This is a genomic window from Halohasta litchfieldiae (assembly GCF_002788215.1).
Taxonomy (GTDB): domain Archaea; phylum Halobacteriota; class Halobacteria; order Halobacteriales; family Haloferacaceae; genus Halohasta; species Halohasta litchfieldiae.
Genome location: NZ_CP024845.1, coordinates 3,147,145 through 3,162,405 on the forward strand (window position 1 = coordinate 3,147,145; position 15,261 = coordinate 3,162,405).

Consider the following 15,261-nt stretch of genomic DNA (forward strand, 5'->3'; position numbering starts at 1 on the left):
TGTCAAAAAACGTCTCCACACCAGCCACGGTAGACTGTGACTGTCGTCTCCCACCGACCGCTGCCGTCGGTCGACTCGTTGCGCGTTACCACCGAGTACGTTCCCGGCTCGCTGACCTCGAAGACGCGTTCGAGCCGGTCGACGTTCTGGAGACGCAGTAGCGACTCCTCGTTCGGTCCGAATACACTGAGACTGGCTCGCGGCCCGTCGAGTCGTCGAAAGTTGAGATACAGTCGCTGGCCCGCCGCGGCCTCGATATCGTAGATCTCCATACTGCTGATGTCGACCGTTGCGATCCCGTCGAACGCAGTCCGACAGTCTCCCTCGCCGGCGCTGGTGCAGCCAGCCAGCCCCGCGACACCGGCCGCGGTTGTGGCCAACAGCGACCGGCGGGAAATCGGATGGCGGACCATAGGGGACGAGTGTGGTCGACTGGCTTAAGCGTCGGCTACTAAGAATCGGATCTGATACTGGTTTCGAGCCACAGACAGCTACTGGTATCGGCCGCGGTCTTCGATGGTTGCGAGTCGGTCGACGACCTCGCTACGGCCAACCTCGCTGTAGCCCGCCATCACCGCCTCACAGAGCGGTGCTGGATCGTCGGCAGTGGCTTCGAGGCTCTGCCGGAAGACGTGGAGATCCATCGCGTGGTCCTCGACGTGGCCGGTATAAAAGCCGAGACCGAAATCGATGAGCCACGTCCGGTCGCCGATTCTGACGTTCCGGGTCGTCGGATCGCCGTGAACGAATCCGGCCTCGTGAATCGTGGCCAGCGATTGGCCGACCGCTCGCACTGGCTCGATGGTGAGATCGGCCGCAAGGTCGCTCGTGCCGACGTGTTGGAACCAGATCGTCGACTCCTCGGGGTCGACATCCCAGACGAGCGGTGTCGGTACCCCTGCCCGCCGGGCCTGCGAAGTGAGCCGCGCCTCGGCGGTCGTGCGCTCGGCCCGCAGCGTCTCGTCCAACAGGGGATGGCGATAGGCTTTCGGCACTCGGCGCTTGCGGACACAGCGAGCCGGCAGGCTCAGCCCCGCTTCGGCAGGGTCGAGAACGTCGACGACTGCCTCCGCGCCGCGCTGGGTCGTGGTCTCGTCACTCGCGGTGGTGGTCGTCCCGTCACTCGCGGTTGTCGCGCCAAGCCCACGAGCCACCGACTGCTCGTCGACCCGCCACGTCACTGGCACTTGATCTGGTCGGAAGTTAGGGTCGACCGTCGACGCCTCGATGGCGAGGGTATCACCGACGGCGAACTGTTTGGCCCCCAATACGGCGATCATCCCGGCGTTGTCCCGGAGGAATCGCGGCTCAGGCACGTGAAAGTCGGCACCACGCTCGGCGCACATCGTTCGGAGCATCTCTTGGAGCCGCTCGTTTTGCCCAACTCCACCGCCGAGCACGAGTTCGTCGGTGGCTGTCAGCGACAGCGCGCGCTCGGCAACTTCGGTTAGCATTCCGAAGACGTGTTCCTGAAGCGAGAAACAGATGTCCTCGATAGCTTCGCCGTCATCGGCGGCCTGTTTGGCCGCGCTCATAATTCCAGAAAAGGAGAAATCCATCCCCTTGACGACGTACGGGAGATCGATGAACTCGCCGTCATCGGCGGCTTCTTCGACCTTTGGGCCGCCGGGATGGCTCCAGCCGATATGCCGCGTGAACTTGTCTAAGGCGTTGCCGACGCCGGTATCCATCGTTTCGCCGAGCACGCGGTACCGACCGTTGTGGAAGCCCAGCAGGTGGGCGTTCGCGCCCGAGGCGTTGAGGCAGACCGGCGAGTCGAAGCCCGATTGGTGTCGACCGATCTCCAAATGGGCGACCATATGGTTGACGCCGACAAGCGGGACGCCGAGGCTCTGGGCCGCCGCGCGGGCGGCAGTGCCGACCGTCCGGAGGCAGGGACCGAGTCCCGGCCCACGCGAAAAGGCGACGGCGTCGATTCCGTACTCATTGGGCGCGGCGTCGACCGCCCGTCCCTCGCCGTCGGCCGTCTCGGCGGCGTGGTTCAGCACTCGCTGGATGACCTGTGGGATCGCCTCGCCCATGTGTTCGGCGGCCTCACGCGGGTGAATGCCGCCGCTGTCGGGTTGGTAGGGATCGCTCTCGATGAAAACAGTATCCTCGGCATCGTCGTAGAGGGCGGCGCTTGCGGCCCACGCGGTCCCCTCGATGCCGAGAACGCGCATTGCGTCGCGTTAGGCTTCCTCTGCTTCGGCTTCGGTCTCGTCGATCTTGTTGCGGTCGAGCATGTGGTCCTGCTCGACGTCACGGGCGAACTCGGCCGAATCGTAGACCTTGGCGTAGCCGACGGTTTTCCGCATGCCGAAGGCGGTGTCGAGTTCGTGGACGACGACCTCGTCGGAGCCCTTGTCGAGTTTGGCCGCGAGGCTGTCGCGGACCGACAGGCGTGACGGTGTGGTCTCGTTGTGGACCGTTTCGAATCGGATGTCGGTGCGGTGCAGCATCGGGTTCTCCTCCTCGGAGATGATAGTGACGTCCATGGTCAGTTGCTCATAACTCCTCGGGAACGCTGTAAAAGGATTTCGAAGCCCTGCGTCGACGGCAGGGGGTCTCACGGCGACTCAATGGGGTCGTATGGGGCTCACGTGATCAGTAACTCCATCGCGCCGTCGGTGTCGCCATCGAACTGTTCGAGCAGTCGACGCGCGTTGTCGATCTCGGACTCGGTGACCGTAACGTGGACCATCCCTGTACCGGGTTGGCCGTAGATCACGCTTGCGCCCACCGGAGCGAGCACAATCGCCGGGAGCGTCGCCAGATCCTCCTCGCCGTCGACGATAATTGTCACCGGCTCGGGATTCCTGATCGCCTCCCGGAGCGCGAGTAGCATCGCTTTGGAGAGTTCGGCCGGTGGGTTTGTCACCCGGCACGTCTCGGTGTCGGGATCGGCAAGGGCGGCTTCGATCTCCGCGTCGACTGCCTCGCGTTCGGTTTTCCCGTCGATCACCGCCACGTCGGGCTGTCGACCAGCCTCCAGTAGGTGGTAGGTAACGACATCGCCGACAGCAATGAGTGGGGCCGCAGAATCGTCTGTCGTATCAGCCTCAACACCGGCCTCCCGAACTGCCGCCAGTAGCTGCTCGGTGTCCGTGTAGACGGGACCGAACGGCTCTTTGAACGCACTGCGGAGCGAGTCGGGGAGGGTAATCACAAACTACCGGACCTTCAGCGCGTAGCTACCGGGTTCGGTGACGTTCATTTCGGTTGCGATCTCGCTCTGTTCGGGATGTGGAATGATAACGTAGCCCGCCCAGTCTTCGGTCAGGCTCGAGGATCCACAGCTCTGACAGTTCTGGAGGTCAGCCTCGTTGACGTAGTGACACTCCCGGCAGGCGAGTCGCGATTTGGCCATCTAGGTTCCCTCCGAAGTGGCTTCTTGGGTGCGTTTACTGCGGTCAGATTCGAGCCACTCGTGTTTGCCCAGCCCCGGCTGTTTGGCCGTCAGGCCGATTTTTGAATCTCGGGGATTCCGTTCGTCGATGCTCTTTGTGACGACCCGCACGCGGACGGGATCGTCGACGCCGAGCGTCTGGTTGGACTCCGTCGAGGCGAGCTGCTGGTTCTCGCCATCGAAGGCGAGGTATTCGTCCGAAATCTGGGAGACGTGGAGCAGTCCGTCGACCGGACCAATCCCGACGAAGGCACCGAATTCGACGACCTCGACGACCGTGCCGTCGACGACCTCCTGCATGTCGGGGTCGAACGTGATCGCGTCGAACTCCGCTTCGTAGTAGACGCCGGGCCGATTGGGGAGCACCGTGCCCTCCCCGATGTCGTGTACCTCGGCGATACTGACGACACTGCCGACATCCTCGTCCATCCGTCCTTCTAGTTTGTCCTGCAGCAGGTGTTTGACCCGCTGTGGACTTACATCCGCCAACTGACGTGGCGGCACTTCAACCGTATCTTTGAGTCGTACCCGTTTGTACATATTATGGTTCTGTTATCCCGAGTCTGTTTCCCCGGACACCGACGACGCGAACACCGCGGGACAGCAGGCGGTCGCGCAAGGGGCGGTCATTCGTGACGACGGCGTCGAACTCGCCCTCCGTGGCGAGTTCGACAATCGCATCGTCAGCGTACGACGCATTCGTTTCGACTACACGACATCGATTGGCAAGATCTTTTCCCACGCTGGCGGCGGTTGCGGCCTCACCGTGGCCCGACGAAAGGTCGTCGAGTTCGTCGACGACAGCCTCTGGAACGAGACATTCGGTCTCGTCGAACAGCCGGTCGACCTCCTCGAAGACGCGAATCCCGAGTTCGACCGGCATCATCAGCGCGTTCGTATCCATGCCAACGCGTGTCATCTTACTCCGTCAGCGTGCCAACGCCGATCAGTCGCCATCGCGCGCCGACTCGGCGGTTGATGGCAATTTTGGCTCCGGCTGGCGCACACACTGGTCGTTTGAGTTTGACCTCACACTCGCCGGAGCGCGCACTCGTCACCGCACCGACTGTCGTCGCGGTGCCGACGGTGAGCATCAGCGGCTCACCGGTCGAGATCTCTTCGACTTCGTCGTTTTCGCCAACGACGCGGTCCAGCAGTTCAACGTCCATCTCGAAGGCTTCCCGCGTCGGTGGCAGACTGCCGGGCGTCCCGGCGACCTGTCCGCCGAGCGCATCGCCCTTTGCGAAGCTTGGGTCAAGACCGGTACCGACACCGATCAGTCCGCCGGGCGTCACCGAGTCGACGTTCTCGCTGCCGGCCTGTAGCGACCGGATCGACGTTTCAATCGACCGCCACTCGGTTTGGCCCTCCTCGTCGACCTCGCGGCCGGGTCGGAGTTGGATGTCGTCGCCGTTCTCGAACTCGCCGTCGACGAGACTGCCGCCAATGACGCCACCTGAGAGGTTCTCCCACGTGGTGCCGGGACGGTTGATGTCGAAACTCCGCGCGACGTACATCCGGGCGTCCTCGCCTTCGGTTCGTTCGGGCGTCGGAATCGTCTCCTCGATGGCGCCGATCAGGAGATCCATGTTGACCTCCTGCTGAGCGCTGATCGGGACGATTGGGGCGTCCTCGGCGACGGTGCCCTCGACGAACTCCTGGATCTGCTCGTAGTTGTCGACCGCGCGGTCGCGATCCACGAGGTCGACTTTGTTCTGGGCGATGACGATGTTCTCGATGCCGATGATGTCGAGCGCCATCAGATGCTCTTCGGTCTGCGACTGGGGGACGTCCTCGGTCGCAGAGATCACGAGCACCGCGCCGTCCATCAGCGAGGCCCCCGCCAGCATCGTTGCCATCAGCGTTTCGTGGCCGGGCGCGTCGACGAACGAGACCGTTCGAAGTCGCTCGCTCGGTGTTCCATCTTCACATTCCTCCTCGACGGTGTAACAGTCGGGCTCCTCGACGCCCGGGCATTGGCGGAACGTTGCGTCCGCATACCCCAGCCTGATGGAGATACCGCGCTTCATCTCCTCAGAGTGCTGATCGGTCCACGAACCGCTCAACGCTTGGACGAGCGTCGTCTTTCCGTGGTCGACGTGGCCGACGAGTCCGATGTTCACCTCCGGTTGTGTTGTCTCTTGTGTCACCTTTGACCTCCTCAGAGTAATCTTGTGAAAAATTCGCCCCGAACGACTGATAAAGTTGCTGTTCTCCCGGCGTCTCGTCACACCGTGACGTGATCGGTGTCGACTGCGGGCTGACAATCAATAGGCGTGTCGACTGGTCAATATTCTGTAGCGACTGTGAGGCGTTCGCGCAATACCGCGATTCACTAATAGGTCATGACTTCGATACTGTGGACGAAGATGGCACGATGGATTCAGACAGCCGACGACGGGGAGATTACGGAGATAGTCGACGCCGAGCCAGCCGACGGGAGCAACTGGATCGAGATCACGGAACTCGCCTATATGAGTGATGCCGCTCCCGACGGCCACGAGTCGACGCGCTACTACAAGCCGGAGGCCGACGAGCCGGCCGACGGCTGGGCTATCGAATCGGAAACAGTCGGAAAAACGTTTTACGAAGCGTAGCGATCCGACGCTCAGAACTGCTCGCGGTAGTGTCGACCGAACGCTCGGCGGCGGACGGTTGCGGCGGCCGCCTCCGGCTCGGCCTGATAGCTGGCGGCGACAACTGTTTTGTCTATCGCGACTGGATGCCAGACGACCGACTCTACGTCGTCACTCCCGACAAGGTCGACGCTGTCCTGCCGATTTTCGCACCACTCCTCGAACTCGGCCTGAGAGCCGTGGTAGACTTTTAAAAGAGAGGCAAACAGCGCATCCCGGGCGGTTTCGATCACCGCGCCGGTGACGCGCTCGTCGTACTCCGCGTTGTCGAACTCCATGGCCTTCGTGGCCTCCTTGACGACGATCTGGGCGGCTGGACCGGCGGTTTCGTAGGCTTCCCGTGCGGCTTCGACCGTCTCGGGTTCGGAGACGCCTTCGGTGTGCATGGCGTCGACACTGTGGCGACCCGTTAGGTTTCTTTGCTTTCGTCCTCGGTGTCGGCGTCGGGACCACGCTGTTGCATCTTTCGGGTCAGCTCCCGGGCCTCGTTGAGAATGGATTGTGCGTCGGCATCCAAGGCCTCGGTCTCTCCGGGTGATTCTGTGATCGCTGGCTGGCCGGGTTGCTGCTGCTCACCAGCGTTGTCGACTGGCTGGTCACCACCATTGTCGACTGGATGGGTATGGTCGCCGGGATGGTCGTGGTCGGTGGTCTCCGCGGCGCGTTCTGCGACGATTGCCGCGAGATCGGCGCGTGGCACCGACTCCCAGTCGTCAGTGCCATCGTCTCGCTCGTCGACTGCCTCGGCGAGCCACTGGTCGTGGGCCTCGCCGTGGAGAATCGCCGTCACTGCGAGATGGTTGGCACACTGGGCTTCATCACCGAACGGCTCCTCACAGACCGGACACAGATACCCCATTGCCGGCGATAGGGGCGCGATGAGTAAAACGCCGGTGGTCCGAAACGTGGTGTTCACTCCGGCGTATAAACGAGAATCAGCGCAGCCTCGCCGTCGCTGTAGTAGCGCGGCACCCGCCGGACGGTTTCGAACCCTTCGTCGGCGTACAGGCGTTGGGCAGCGGTGTTGCCCGCCCGAACTTCGAGTTTGATTCGGCTGACGCCCCTGACTAGCAGGCGGGAGACGGCATGGCGCAACAGGAGTCGACCCACGCCGTTCCGTCGACCATCGGGATGGACCGCGAGATCCTTGACATGGCCCAGCTCCCGGCCGGAGTTCGGCATCCAGTCGGCGACGATGTAGCCCAACAGTTCGCCGTCGACCTCCGCGAGCAGAAACGCCGGTTCGTCGAGAAATCCCTCGAACGCCGAGTAGGACCACGGCTCGTCGAACACTGTTTTTTCGAGCCGCGAGATTGCGAGGAGGTCCGCACGCGTGGCTTGCCGGACCCCGATGTCCTCGGTGTCGACCGCCGAACGACTATCCACAGCGACCGTACACACTGGGTAATGAAAAGCACTGCGCGCCCGCGTTCCGACAGCCCCACTCGTTCACGGCGTGATCGGATTACGCGTCAACGTAGGCCGCGACCAGTTTCCGCTCGGCCGCGCGGAGATGCTGGTGGAACGTCTGTCGCGTAATATCCATCGTCTCGGCAATCGTTTCGCCGTCGACCGGGCGGGGCGACTCGAAGTAATCGTTGAGGTGGGCCGCTTCGAGGGCAGCCGTCTGTCGCTCGGTGAGGTGCTCGTCGACGACAGCCCTGAACTCAGTGGGTCGCTGCTCCCGCCGTTCTCGCTCGGTTTTGGCCCGGAGGTCGACGGTGTCATACTGCGACTGAAGCGTCTCAAGCAGTGGGCGCACGTCCTGTTCGGGCGGTGCTTCGACTGTTAGTGTCCCACCGTCGGCTGTAGCGGTCGTGTCGGTGACGACAGCCCCGAAGGCGGCCAACTCGTCGTCGGGCGGGAGCTGTGCCATCGTGACCGACAGCGTCAGCTCACTGTCGGTCTTGGAGACTACCCGTGCAGCCTGAATAAACGATAGCGATATGAGTGCCTCGGGGTCGACGTCCACGGTGGCCGCGGCCTCAGGGGTATCCACGGCGTCGACGGCGTCACCAGCCTCAGTGGAGTCTACGGCGTCGGCAGCGTCGGTTGTCAGATACAGCTCGTAGTCGCCGCTGGCCGTGGTGGTTGTCCCACAGCGTTCGACCGGACTGCCGATCACTGCGGCGATCTGGGCGAGCCGAAACGACGGGTCCCGGATCTCGATCCGGAGTTCGGTGACGTCGTCGGTCGTCAGAATACGGGTGGTTTCGACCGCGTGGAGTCCGTTTGCGATCATCTTCCCGAGTGAGTCAAACAGTTCCTGTTCCCGTGTGTCGAGGGCCGCAGCGTCGATGCCGTACACCCCGAGCACGCCATACCGTCGTTCATCGTCGCAGAGCGGGACGACCAGCAGTCGACGCCCACCGACAGTCGACGGATCGAGACCAGTCTCGGATTGCCCCTCGGGTTCAGCCTCCGCATCGTCGACCGAACATAGGTGGCAGGCGTCAGTGTCGACGGCGTCGCCGACTGCGGCTGGAAGCGCCGCGATGGGAACCGTCTCCGGAATCTCGGTTGGCAGCCCCTTCGTGGCCGACAGCCGGAGATCGGTCCCATCGGAGCTGACCGTGCCGATCCAGCCACCCAGGTAGCCCTCTTCGGCCGCAATCGTTTCGCAGACCCGGTGTTCGATCTCTCGACGCTCGGTCGACTCGACGAGCACGCCCGACACCTCCCGGAGCAGTCCGTTGACTCGGTCGAGCACCCGCCGGAGCGTGCGTCGTTCCGATTCGAGCGTTTCGGCCCGCTCTGTCGCGAGCTGTTCGGCCTCCCGGCGGTCGGTGACATCGATCTGGAAGCCAACGTAGTAGAGGAGGTCGCCGCCGTCGTCGTAGATCGGCGCAATGGTGAGTTCGTTCCAAAACGGTTTCCCGTCCCGTCGATAGTTGCGGATCTCGACGCTCACTGGCTCCTCGTTGGCAATCGCCTCGGAGAGTCGGTCGACGGTCTCGGGGTCGGTGTTCGGACCCTGCAACAGCCGCGGGTTCCGGCCGAGCAGGTCCGCGGCCTCGTACCCTGTCAGCTCCTCCCACGCGTCGTTGACGTAGACGAGGGGGTAATCGGTCAGTGATGGATTGCTGAGGCTGATTCCAATCGGGGCCGTATCCATCGTCCTGACGAGTTCATCGGGAGAAGGTTCGGCGCTGGAGACGTCCTGTTGGGAGGCTGTCAACGCCGCGGTGGGCTGGGTCGCCGTCACCTCGCTCACGAGTCGGTCGACCGACGCCGCGCCGTTTTTCCGGACGTAGCTGTCGTACTCGGCGTCGACCACCGACTCCTCGATAGCGTCGCTTGCAGTAAACAGGATGAACGGGAGTTCGGGGTCGAGTTGGCGGACAGCCGACCGTAGCGCAAGGCCGTCATCACCCGGCAACTCGAACTCGCTGACCAAGCAGTCCCACCTCTCGGTCGACAGCGTTGCGAGAGCCTCCGTCGCCGTCGCTACCTGCTGTACCCGACAGCCGGCGGTCTCGAAGGCATCCTTGAGCCGACTGCCCCCCTCGGCTGGATACACCAGCAGAACTCGCGGGGCTGTCATGACTACTAGGTTGCACGTAGGCGTATAAAATATTTCCGCCAAATAAAACTATATATGTACTGTTTAGACAGCCTGCGGAGTACTACTGGCAACGATGCTTACTAGTCAGGGTGTGTGCTTTTGACAGCAACTGTCGATTATTTGTTCGGACTATGATAGCAACTGCAGGAGTCGACCTCCTCGCACAGACAGGGGGCGAACTCACACAGCCGGAGGTGTATCAACTGGTTCAAGACAACCTGCTGTTGAACCTCTCGTTTTGGGCCAACATCGCGCTGGCGGGGCTGTCGATCCTGTTTTTCGTCTATCTCGGACGCAACGTCGAGGAGCCACGGGCACAGTTGATCTTCGTGTCGACGCTGATGGTGCCACTGGTCTCGCTGTCGAGCTATCTGGGGCTGGTATCCGGTCTCACGATCAGCGTCCTAGAGATGCCAGCAGGCCACGCGCTTGCGGGCGAGGAGGTCCTGACTATGTGGGGGCGATATCTCACATGGGCACTGTCGACGCCGATGATCCTGCTGGCCTTAGGGCTCCTTGCGGGATCGAACCTGACGAAAATCTTCACCGCGCTTGTGATGGACATCGGAATGTGTATCACCGGGCTTGCGGCGGCGTTGACCACCTCCTCGTACGCCCTGCGGTGGTTCTGGTATCTGATTAGCTGTGCGTTTTTCGTGGCTGTGCTCTACGTCCTGCTCGTGGAGTGGCCCAAAGACGCTGAGATTGCTGGCACAGCCGACATCTTCGGCACGTTAAAAAGCCTGACTGTCGTGCTGTGGTTCGGCTATCCGCTCTTCTGGGCCCTCGGCGCGGAGGGCTTTGCGGTCCTCGATGTGGCGATCACGTCGTGGGCCTACAGCCTGCTGGATATCGGAGCGAAGTACGTCTTCGCGTTCCTCCTGCTGCGCTGGGTTGCCGCCCATGAGGGCACCATCGGTGCACTGACGACAACCGGTATCGAATCGTCGACGGCGGCCGCTGACGATTAGCTCGTCTGTCGGGCACCGATATCGGCTTCGAGATGGGCAGCATGCTGTCGACAGACCATCGACATATCGGCCGCAGCACTGACTGTCGGCGGTGTGGCAGCCAGATACCAGCCCGTGTCGACGCCGAGCCGTTCGAGGTACGCCCGCACCAGCAGCGAAGACAGCCCCTTTTCGACGGCTTCTTGCGCGTAGATCGCCCGCCACTCCTCGTTCGGCAACACCAGCCGGTCGCCATGGAACCCGTTGCCGAACGAGTCGACACTGAGTCGGTGGTGACGGGCCTGCTGTAGGATCGTTTTGATATCTGCGATCAGGTCGACCAGCAGCGTCGGCGTCGTCGGGTCCAGCGACCGCCACTCGACCCGCGACCCGTCATCCAAGAGGGCGACCGGCTGCCAGTCGGTCGATGAGTCGGTGGCTGCTGTGGCAGTGTCGTTCGACGACGGGCCCCCCACTGCCACGTCACCGAAACGATACTGAGCGATGGAACCACGGTGATACAGCGAGGGTCGACCACAGGCATACTGCTGACCATCGGCGGCCCGACTGGTCGTGTTCACCAACACGAAGGCTGGATCGAGCGCCAACAACACGTTATACAGGTCGGTCGACGCCGCAGGATCGGGTTCGAAACTGACCCGTGTGCCGGCCGTGGCCACCGGCGGCTGGTCGGTCACCGGGGAGGCCGACTCAGTTAACAGATCCGGCCGGAGCCCGAGTCCGAGCAGTCGACAGCTCCGGTCGTGGGCGGCCTCGACGGTCGCCGCAAGCCGGGCGTCGAGTGCCGCCTCCAGTTCGACACAGCGTTCACAGGGTGGGGTTTCGACAGCAACGCTGTACGGCGAGGCTGTCCCCGCGGCTCCCGGCAGTCCCGCGATCAGATCCGGATCGGCGAGGTGCCCGGCCTCGTCGACAACCCAGTACTCGGTCGTGAGAGTCGTAGTCAACGAGAGCGCGCCGGTGTCCGGACGCGAGAGTCTTGCATCATAATACATTATAGTACTAGAGCGACGGTCGACTCGCTCAAATCACTGTTTACCATCGGCGAATCAGCTACGTACCAGTCGGTGTCGGATCACTGAAAAATGAAGAGATCGATCCGGCGTGGGCCGATGAACAGGCGTTGGGATCGATGGTCGACAGCGGTACAGCGGTGGATCAGCAGTGGGTCGATTAGAGTGTAAGTAGGCTAATGGCCGACGTTTACATTGCGCCGCCCATGCCACCCATACCGCCCATGCCGCCCATGCCGCCGCCCATTCCGCCGCCGGGCATGTCCGGTCCGTCGTCATCGTCGTCGCCGACCTGTCCGCCTGCGAGGTCGCCAGCGGCGATCACGTCGTCGATCCGGAGGATCATCACTGCGGCCTCGGTCGCGGACTCGATGGCCTGCGTTTTGACCTGCAGCGGTTCGACGACACCCTCTGCTTCCATGTCGATCACGTCGCCCGTGTAGGCGTCGAGACCGGCACCGAACTCGCCGCTATCGTGCTGCGAACGGAGTTCGACGAGGGAATCAATCGTGTCGAGTCCAGCGTTCTCGGCGAGCGTGCGTGGGATGACTTCGAGTGCCTCAGCGAAGGCTTCGACTGCGAGCTGCTCGCGGCCTCCGACCGAATCGGCGAAGTCACGAAGCTGGAGTGCCAGCTCTGCTTCGGGTGCGCCGCCACCGGGGAGGACGTGGCCCTCCAGCAGCGTCGACCGGACGACACCGAGCGAGTCGTCGATGGCGCGCTCGATCTCGTCGACGACGTGTTCGGTGCCACCGCGGACGATCAGGCTGACGCTTTTGGCGTCTTCGACATCTTCGACGAAGATTCGCTGGTCGCCGCCGATGTCCTTCTGGGCGACACTGCCAGCGAAGCCGAGATCGTCTTCGGAGAGATCATCGAGGTTTGCGACGACGCGAGCACCGGTTGCGCGAGCAACGGCGGTCAGCTCGGAGCTTTTGACGCGTCGGGCCGCGATGATGCCCTCTTGGGCGAGGTAGTGTTTGGCCATGTCGTCGATGCCGTCGCCAACGAAGACGACGTCGACGTCGGCTGCGACGAGCTGGTCGACCATTTCCTTGAGCTGTTTTTCCTCTTCGTCTATGAACTCTTGGAGCTGCGATGGATCAGTGACGTTGACCTCGGCGTCGATCTCGGTCTCGGCGATCTCGAAGGCGCCGTCGAAGACGGCAATGTTGGCGTCCTCGGCGAAGTACGGCATGTTCTCGTCGACGCGCTCTTTGCCGACGATGACACCCTCGACGAGCTCTGCGTTGTCGATGGAGCCACCGACGACGGTTTCGACGTTGATGTTGTCGAGGTCGATGCCGTCGTCGTCCTGGACTGCGAGGACGGCGTCGACGACGAGTTCGGCGAGCAGGTCTTTCGACCCTTCTGCGCCCTTGCCGGTCATTGCGGTCTCGGCAATGTTGATGAGCGTTTCGCGGTCGTCCGGCGAGACCTCGATGGCCTCGGCTTCAAGAATCTCTTTGGCTTTTTCGGCGGCCTGTCGGTATCCCTGCGCGACGGTGGTCGCGTGGATATCCTGATCGATGAGTTCCTCGGCCTGATCGAGGAGCTCACCGGCGATGACGACTGCGGAGGTGGTGCCGTCGCCGACTTCGGTCTCCTGTGTTTCGGAGACTTCGACGATCATATTCGCGGCGGGGTGGTCGATGTCCATCTCTTTGAGGATGGTGACACCGTCGTTGGTGACGACCACGGAGCCGCCGTTGTCGACGAGCATCTTGTCCATACCCTTTGGACCGAGGGTGGTTCGCACGGACTCGGCGACTGCCTTGCCGGCTGTGATATTCATAGACTGCGCGTCCTTTCCGGAGGTTCGCTGACTGTCCTCGGAAAGTACGATCATCGGCTGGTTACCCATGCGTTGTCGCTGAGACATAATCACCTCGTGATTGTTTGTGATTCTATATAAGCCTTTTGCGTGTGGTTCAGTGAGACCGCCCCCGTCGGACGGATTTATCCATGTTATTGCGTGTCAATGACGTATTTTATATATGAGTACAGCAGTCGGATCAGTCAGTGACGACGGTAGTATTTCGCGTCAGACATATCTAAAACAATATTCATTTATGATACACATATAAGCGTCTAGGAAAATATTACCGCTTATGGCACAACCGACATCGGATAACGTCTTGCTGGACTGGTACAGTCGACGGATCGGCGAGCCCGCTACGAGCGACGAGGTGACAGGCTACTGGCTGTTCGTTGCGGGGATCGTCCTCGGGATGGCGGGGGTCGCCCTGTTTTTCGGCACTACGGCGGCAACCGAGAGCCGTGGCCTCGCCTATGGGCTCGTGGCGCTGGCACCGCCGTTCGTCCTGCTCGGGGCAACTATTCGGTTTCCGCTCCGACGAGCCGCGACCACGCTTGGGTATAGTGGAGCGATCCTCAGTTCCATTGCGGTGGTCTGGTTCGTCGCGATCTTCCCCGGCGGCTGGGCCGTGACGACGGGGCAGACGGGTGTTATCGTTCTCTACGCCGTCGGCATCGTCGCTACCGGGCTCGCGGGCACGATCATTCCGCTACTCACCGAACCACTGTTGACCGAATCACAGAAGGCAACCTACGCCAAGGCTTCCGCCGACTCGGCCGGGGAGATCGCGGCAGCCAACGAGCGCACCGAGGACCTCGAAGCCGAAACCGAGGAGCTTGAAGCCGAGGTCGACGACCTCCAGACGGCGGCCGACGAAAGCCGGCAGAGTGCCGCCCGATTCGAGCTGTTTGCCGACAACGGTGGCAAATTCCGCTGGCGGCTCCGCCACCGCAACGGCAACATTATCGCCGACTCCAGTCAGGGGTACACCGCGCTCCACAACGCCCAAAAGGGCATGCAGAGCGTCCGACGGAACGCACTCGGTGCGGGCACCCTCCGAATCGAACCCGAGCCGGACGCTGAGAGCGAGGACGACCCAGTCCCCGAGGACGCCGACGAACCGATTGTCGCTGTTCCGGCGGCCGTCGACGAGGTCGACAGCAAAGCGACCTTCGAGCAGTTCACCGACAAGGCCGGAGAGAGTCGGTGGCGGCTCCGCCACGACAACGGCAATATCATCGCCGACTCGGGTGAGGGCTACAGCTCGAAATCCGGAGCGAAAAAATCCATCGACCGGCTCAAAGAGTACGTCGGTCCGGCCGACTACCTCTGGTTCGATCCCGCCGGATTCGAGGTCTACCGCGACAACGCAAACGAATGGCGCTGGCGGCTTGTCCATCGCAACGGCAACATCCTCGCCGACGGTGGCGAGGGCTACAGCCGTCGACACGACGCCAGCCGAGCCGTCGACCGGATTCGCGAGCGGGTCGACGAACTCACGTTTTCAATCTCCGAGGACAGCGCCGGCGAGTTCCGCTGGCGGCTCCAGAACGACGGCGGCGAGATTCTCGGCGACAGCGGCGAGGGCTACAGCTCCCAGCGGGAAGCCCAAAACGCCGTCAACCGTGTCAAAAACCACGCTTCCGACGCTGACACACTCGAAATCGGTGTCGCGGCCTTCGAAATATACGAAGACAACGAAGGAAAATTCCGCTGGCGGCTCCGCCACCGCAACGGCAACATCCTCGCCGACTGTGGCGACGGATACGCGAACCGAAGCAAAGCCCGCGATGGGATCGAGAGCGTGAAACGCAACGCGCCCGGTGCCGCCACCGAATAGCTCGACAG

At 62.5% G+C, this 15,261-nt stretch carries 17 protein-coding genes; 3 read left to right on the top strand and 14 right to left on the bottom strand.

Annotated features, from left to right (window positions below; genetic code table 11):
* Nucleotides 1-2: 2 nt before the first annotated feature.
* From HALTADL_RS15990 to HALTADL_RS16025, 8 genes are all read right to left on the bottom strand, one after another.
* On the bottom strand, nt 3-413 hold the full coding sequence (locus tag HALTADL_RS15990) for a hypothetical protein (RefSeq protein WP_089671323.1): 411 nt from the start codon (nt 411-413) through the stop codon (nt 3-5).
* A gap of 78 nt (nt 414-491) precedes the next feature.
* Nucleotides 492-2,183: a bifunctional N(6)-L-threonylcarbamoyladenine synthase/serine/threonine protein kinase gene (locus tag HALTADL_RS15995; protein WP_089671322.1), complete on the bottom strand. Its 1,692-nt coding sequence runs from the start codon at nt 2,181-2,183 to the stop codon at nt 492-494.
* 9 nt (nt 2,184-2,192) lie between these two features.
* Nucleotides 2,193-2,498: a 30S ribosomal protein S24e gene (locus tag HALTADL_RS16000; RefSeq protein ID WP_089671321.1), complete on the bottom strand. Its 306-nt coding sequence runs from the start codon at nt 2,496-2,498 to the stop codon at nt 2,193-2,195.
* Nucleotides 2,499-2,599: 101 nt separating this feature from the next.
* A complete protein-coding gene (locus HALTADL_RS16005; protein WP_089671320.1) occupies nt 2,600-3,169 on the bottom strand; it encodes a GTP-dependent dephospho-CoA kinase family protein in 570 nt (189 codons plus the stop codon).
* A 3-nt stretch (nt 3,170-3,172) separates the two neighbouring features.
* Nucleotides 3,173-3,370, bottom strand: a complete 198-nt coding sequence (gene spt4, locus HALTADL_RS16010) for a transcription elongation factor subunit Spt4 (RefSeq protein WP_089671319.1) — start codon at nt 3,368-3,370, stop codon at nt 3,173-3,175.
* Complete coding sequence (locus HALTADL_RS16015) at nt 3,371-3,949, bottom strand: DNA-directed RNA polymerase (RefSeq protein WP_089671318.1); 579 nt, start codon at nt 3,947-3,949, stop codon at nt 3,371-3,373.
* 1 nt (nt 3,950) lies between these two features.
* Nucleotides 3,951-4,313, bottom strand: a complete 363-nt coding sequence (locus HALTADL_RS16020) for a DUF188 domain-containing protein (RefSeq protein WP_089671454.1) — start codon at nt 4,311-4,313, stop codon at nt 3,951-3,953.
* Nucleotides 4,314-4,329: 16 nt separating this feature from the next.
* Nucleotides 4,330-5,559, bottom strand: a complete 1,230-nt coding sequence (locus HALTADL_RS16025) for a translation initiation factor IF-2 subunit gamma (protein ID WP_089671317.1) — start codon at nt 5,557-5,559, stop codon at nt 4,330-4,332.
* Nucleotides 5,560-5,778: 219 nt separating this feature from the next.
* Here HALTADL_RS16025 and HALTADL_RS16030 point away from each other — a divergent pair, with 219 nt between their 5' ends.
* Nucleotides 5,779-6,006: a hypothetical protein gene (locus tag HALTADL_RS16030; protein ID WP_089671316.1), complete on the top strand. Its 228-nt coding sequence runs from the start codon at nt 5,779-5,781 to the stop codon at nt 6,004-6,006.
* 11 nt (nt 6,007-6,017) lie between these two features.
* Here the strand turns inward: HALTADL_RS16030 and HALTADL_RS16035 are convergent, their stop codons facing one another.
* From HALTADL_RS16035 to HALTADL_RS16050, 4 genes are all read right to left on the bottom strand, one after another.
* A complete protein-coding gene (locus HALTADL_RS16035; protein ID WP_089671315.1) occupies nt 6,018-6,431 on the bottom strand; it encodes a DUF5809 family protein in 414 nt (137 codons plus the stop codon).
* Nucleotides 6,432-6,454: 23 nt separating this feature from the next.
* Nucleotides 6,455-6,904, bottom strand: a complete 450-nt coding sequence (locus HALTADL_RS16040; RefSeq protein ID WP_089671314.1) for a DUF5810 domain-containing protein — start codon at nt 6,902-6,904, stop codon at nt 6,455-6,457.
* Nucleotides 6,905-6,957: 53 nt separating this feature from the next.
* Nucleotides 6,958-7,431, bottom strand: coding sequence for a ribosomal protein S18-alanine N-acetyltransferase (rimI, locus tag HALTADL_RS16045; RefSeq protein ID WP_245708372.1), 474 nt, complete (start codon nt 7,429-7,431; stop codon nt 6,958-6,960).
* A 79-nt stretch (nt 7,432-7,510) separates the two neighbouring features.
* The gene (locus tag HALTADL_RS16050) at nt 7,511-9,589 is read right to left on the bottom strand and encodes a bacterio-opsin activator domain-containing protein (RefSeq protein ID WP_089671313.1); all 2,079 of its coding nucleotides are present in this window, start codon (nt 9,587-9,589) and stop codon (nt 7,511-7,513) included.
* A 152-nt stretch (nt 9,590-9,741) separates the two neighbouring features.
* Between HALTADL_RS16050 and HALTADL_RS16055 the strand changes: the two genes are divergently transcribed.
* A complete protein-coding gene (locus HALTADL_RS16055) occupies nt 9,742-10,581 on the top strand; it encodes a bacteriorhodopsin (protein WP_089671312.1) in 840 nt (279 codons plus the stop codon).
* Here the strand turns inward: HALTADL_RS16055 and HALTADL_RS16060 are convergent.
* Nucleotides 10,578-11,528: a hypothetical protein gene (locus HALTADL_RS16060; protein WP_162551744.1), complete on the bottom strand. Its 951-nt coding sequence runs from the start codon at nt 11,526-11,528 to the stop codon at nt 10,578-10,580. The genes HALTADL_RS16055 and HALTADL_RS16060 overlap by 4 nt on opposite strands.
* Nucleotides 11,529-11,784: 256 nt before the next feature.
* A complete protein-coding gene (gene thsA / locus HALTADL_RS16065; protein ID WP_089671452.1) occupies nt 11,785-13,443 on the bottom strand; it encodes a thermosome subunit alpha in 1,659 nt (552 codons plus the stop codon).
* A 262-nt stretch (nt 13,444-13,705) separates the two neighbouring features.
* Here thsA and HALTADL_RS16070 point away from each other — a divergent pair, with 262 nt between their 5' ends.
* Nucleotides 13,706-15,253: an HVO_2922 family protein gene (locus tag HALTADL_RS16070; RefSeq protein WP_089671310.1), complete on the top strand. Its 1,548-nt coding sequence runs from the start codon at nt 13,706-13,708 to the stop codon at nt 15,251-15,253.
* Nucleotides 15,254-15,261: the final 8 nt, after the last annotated feature.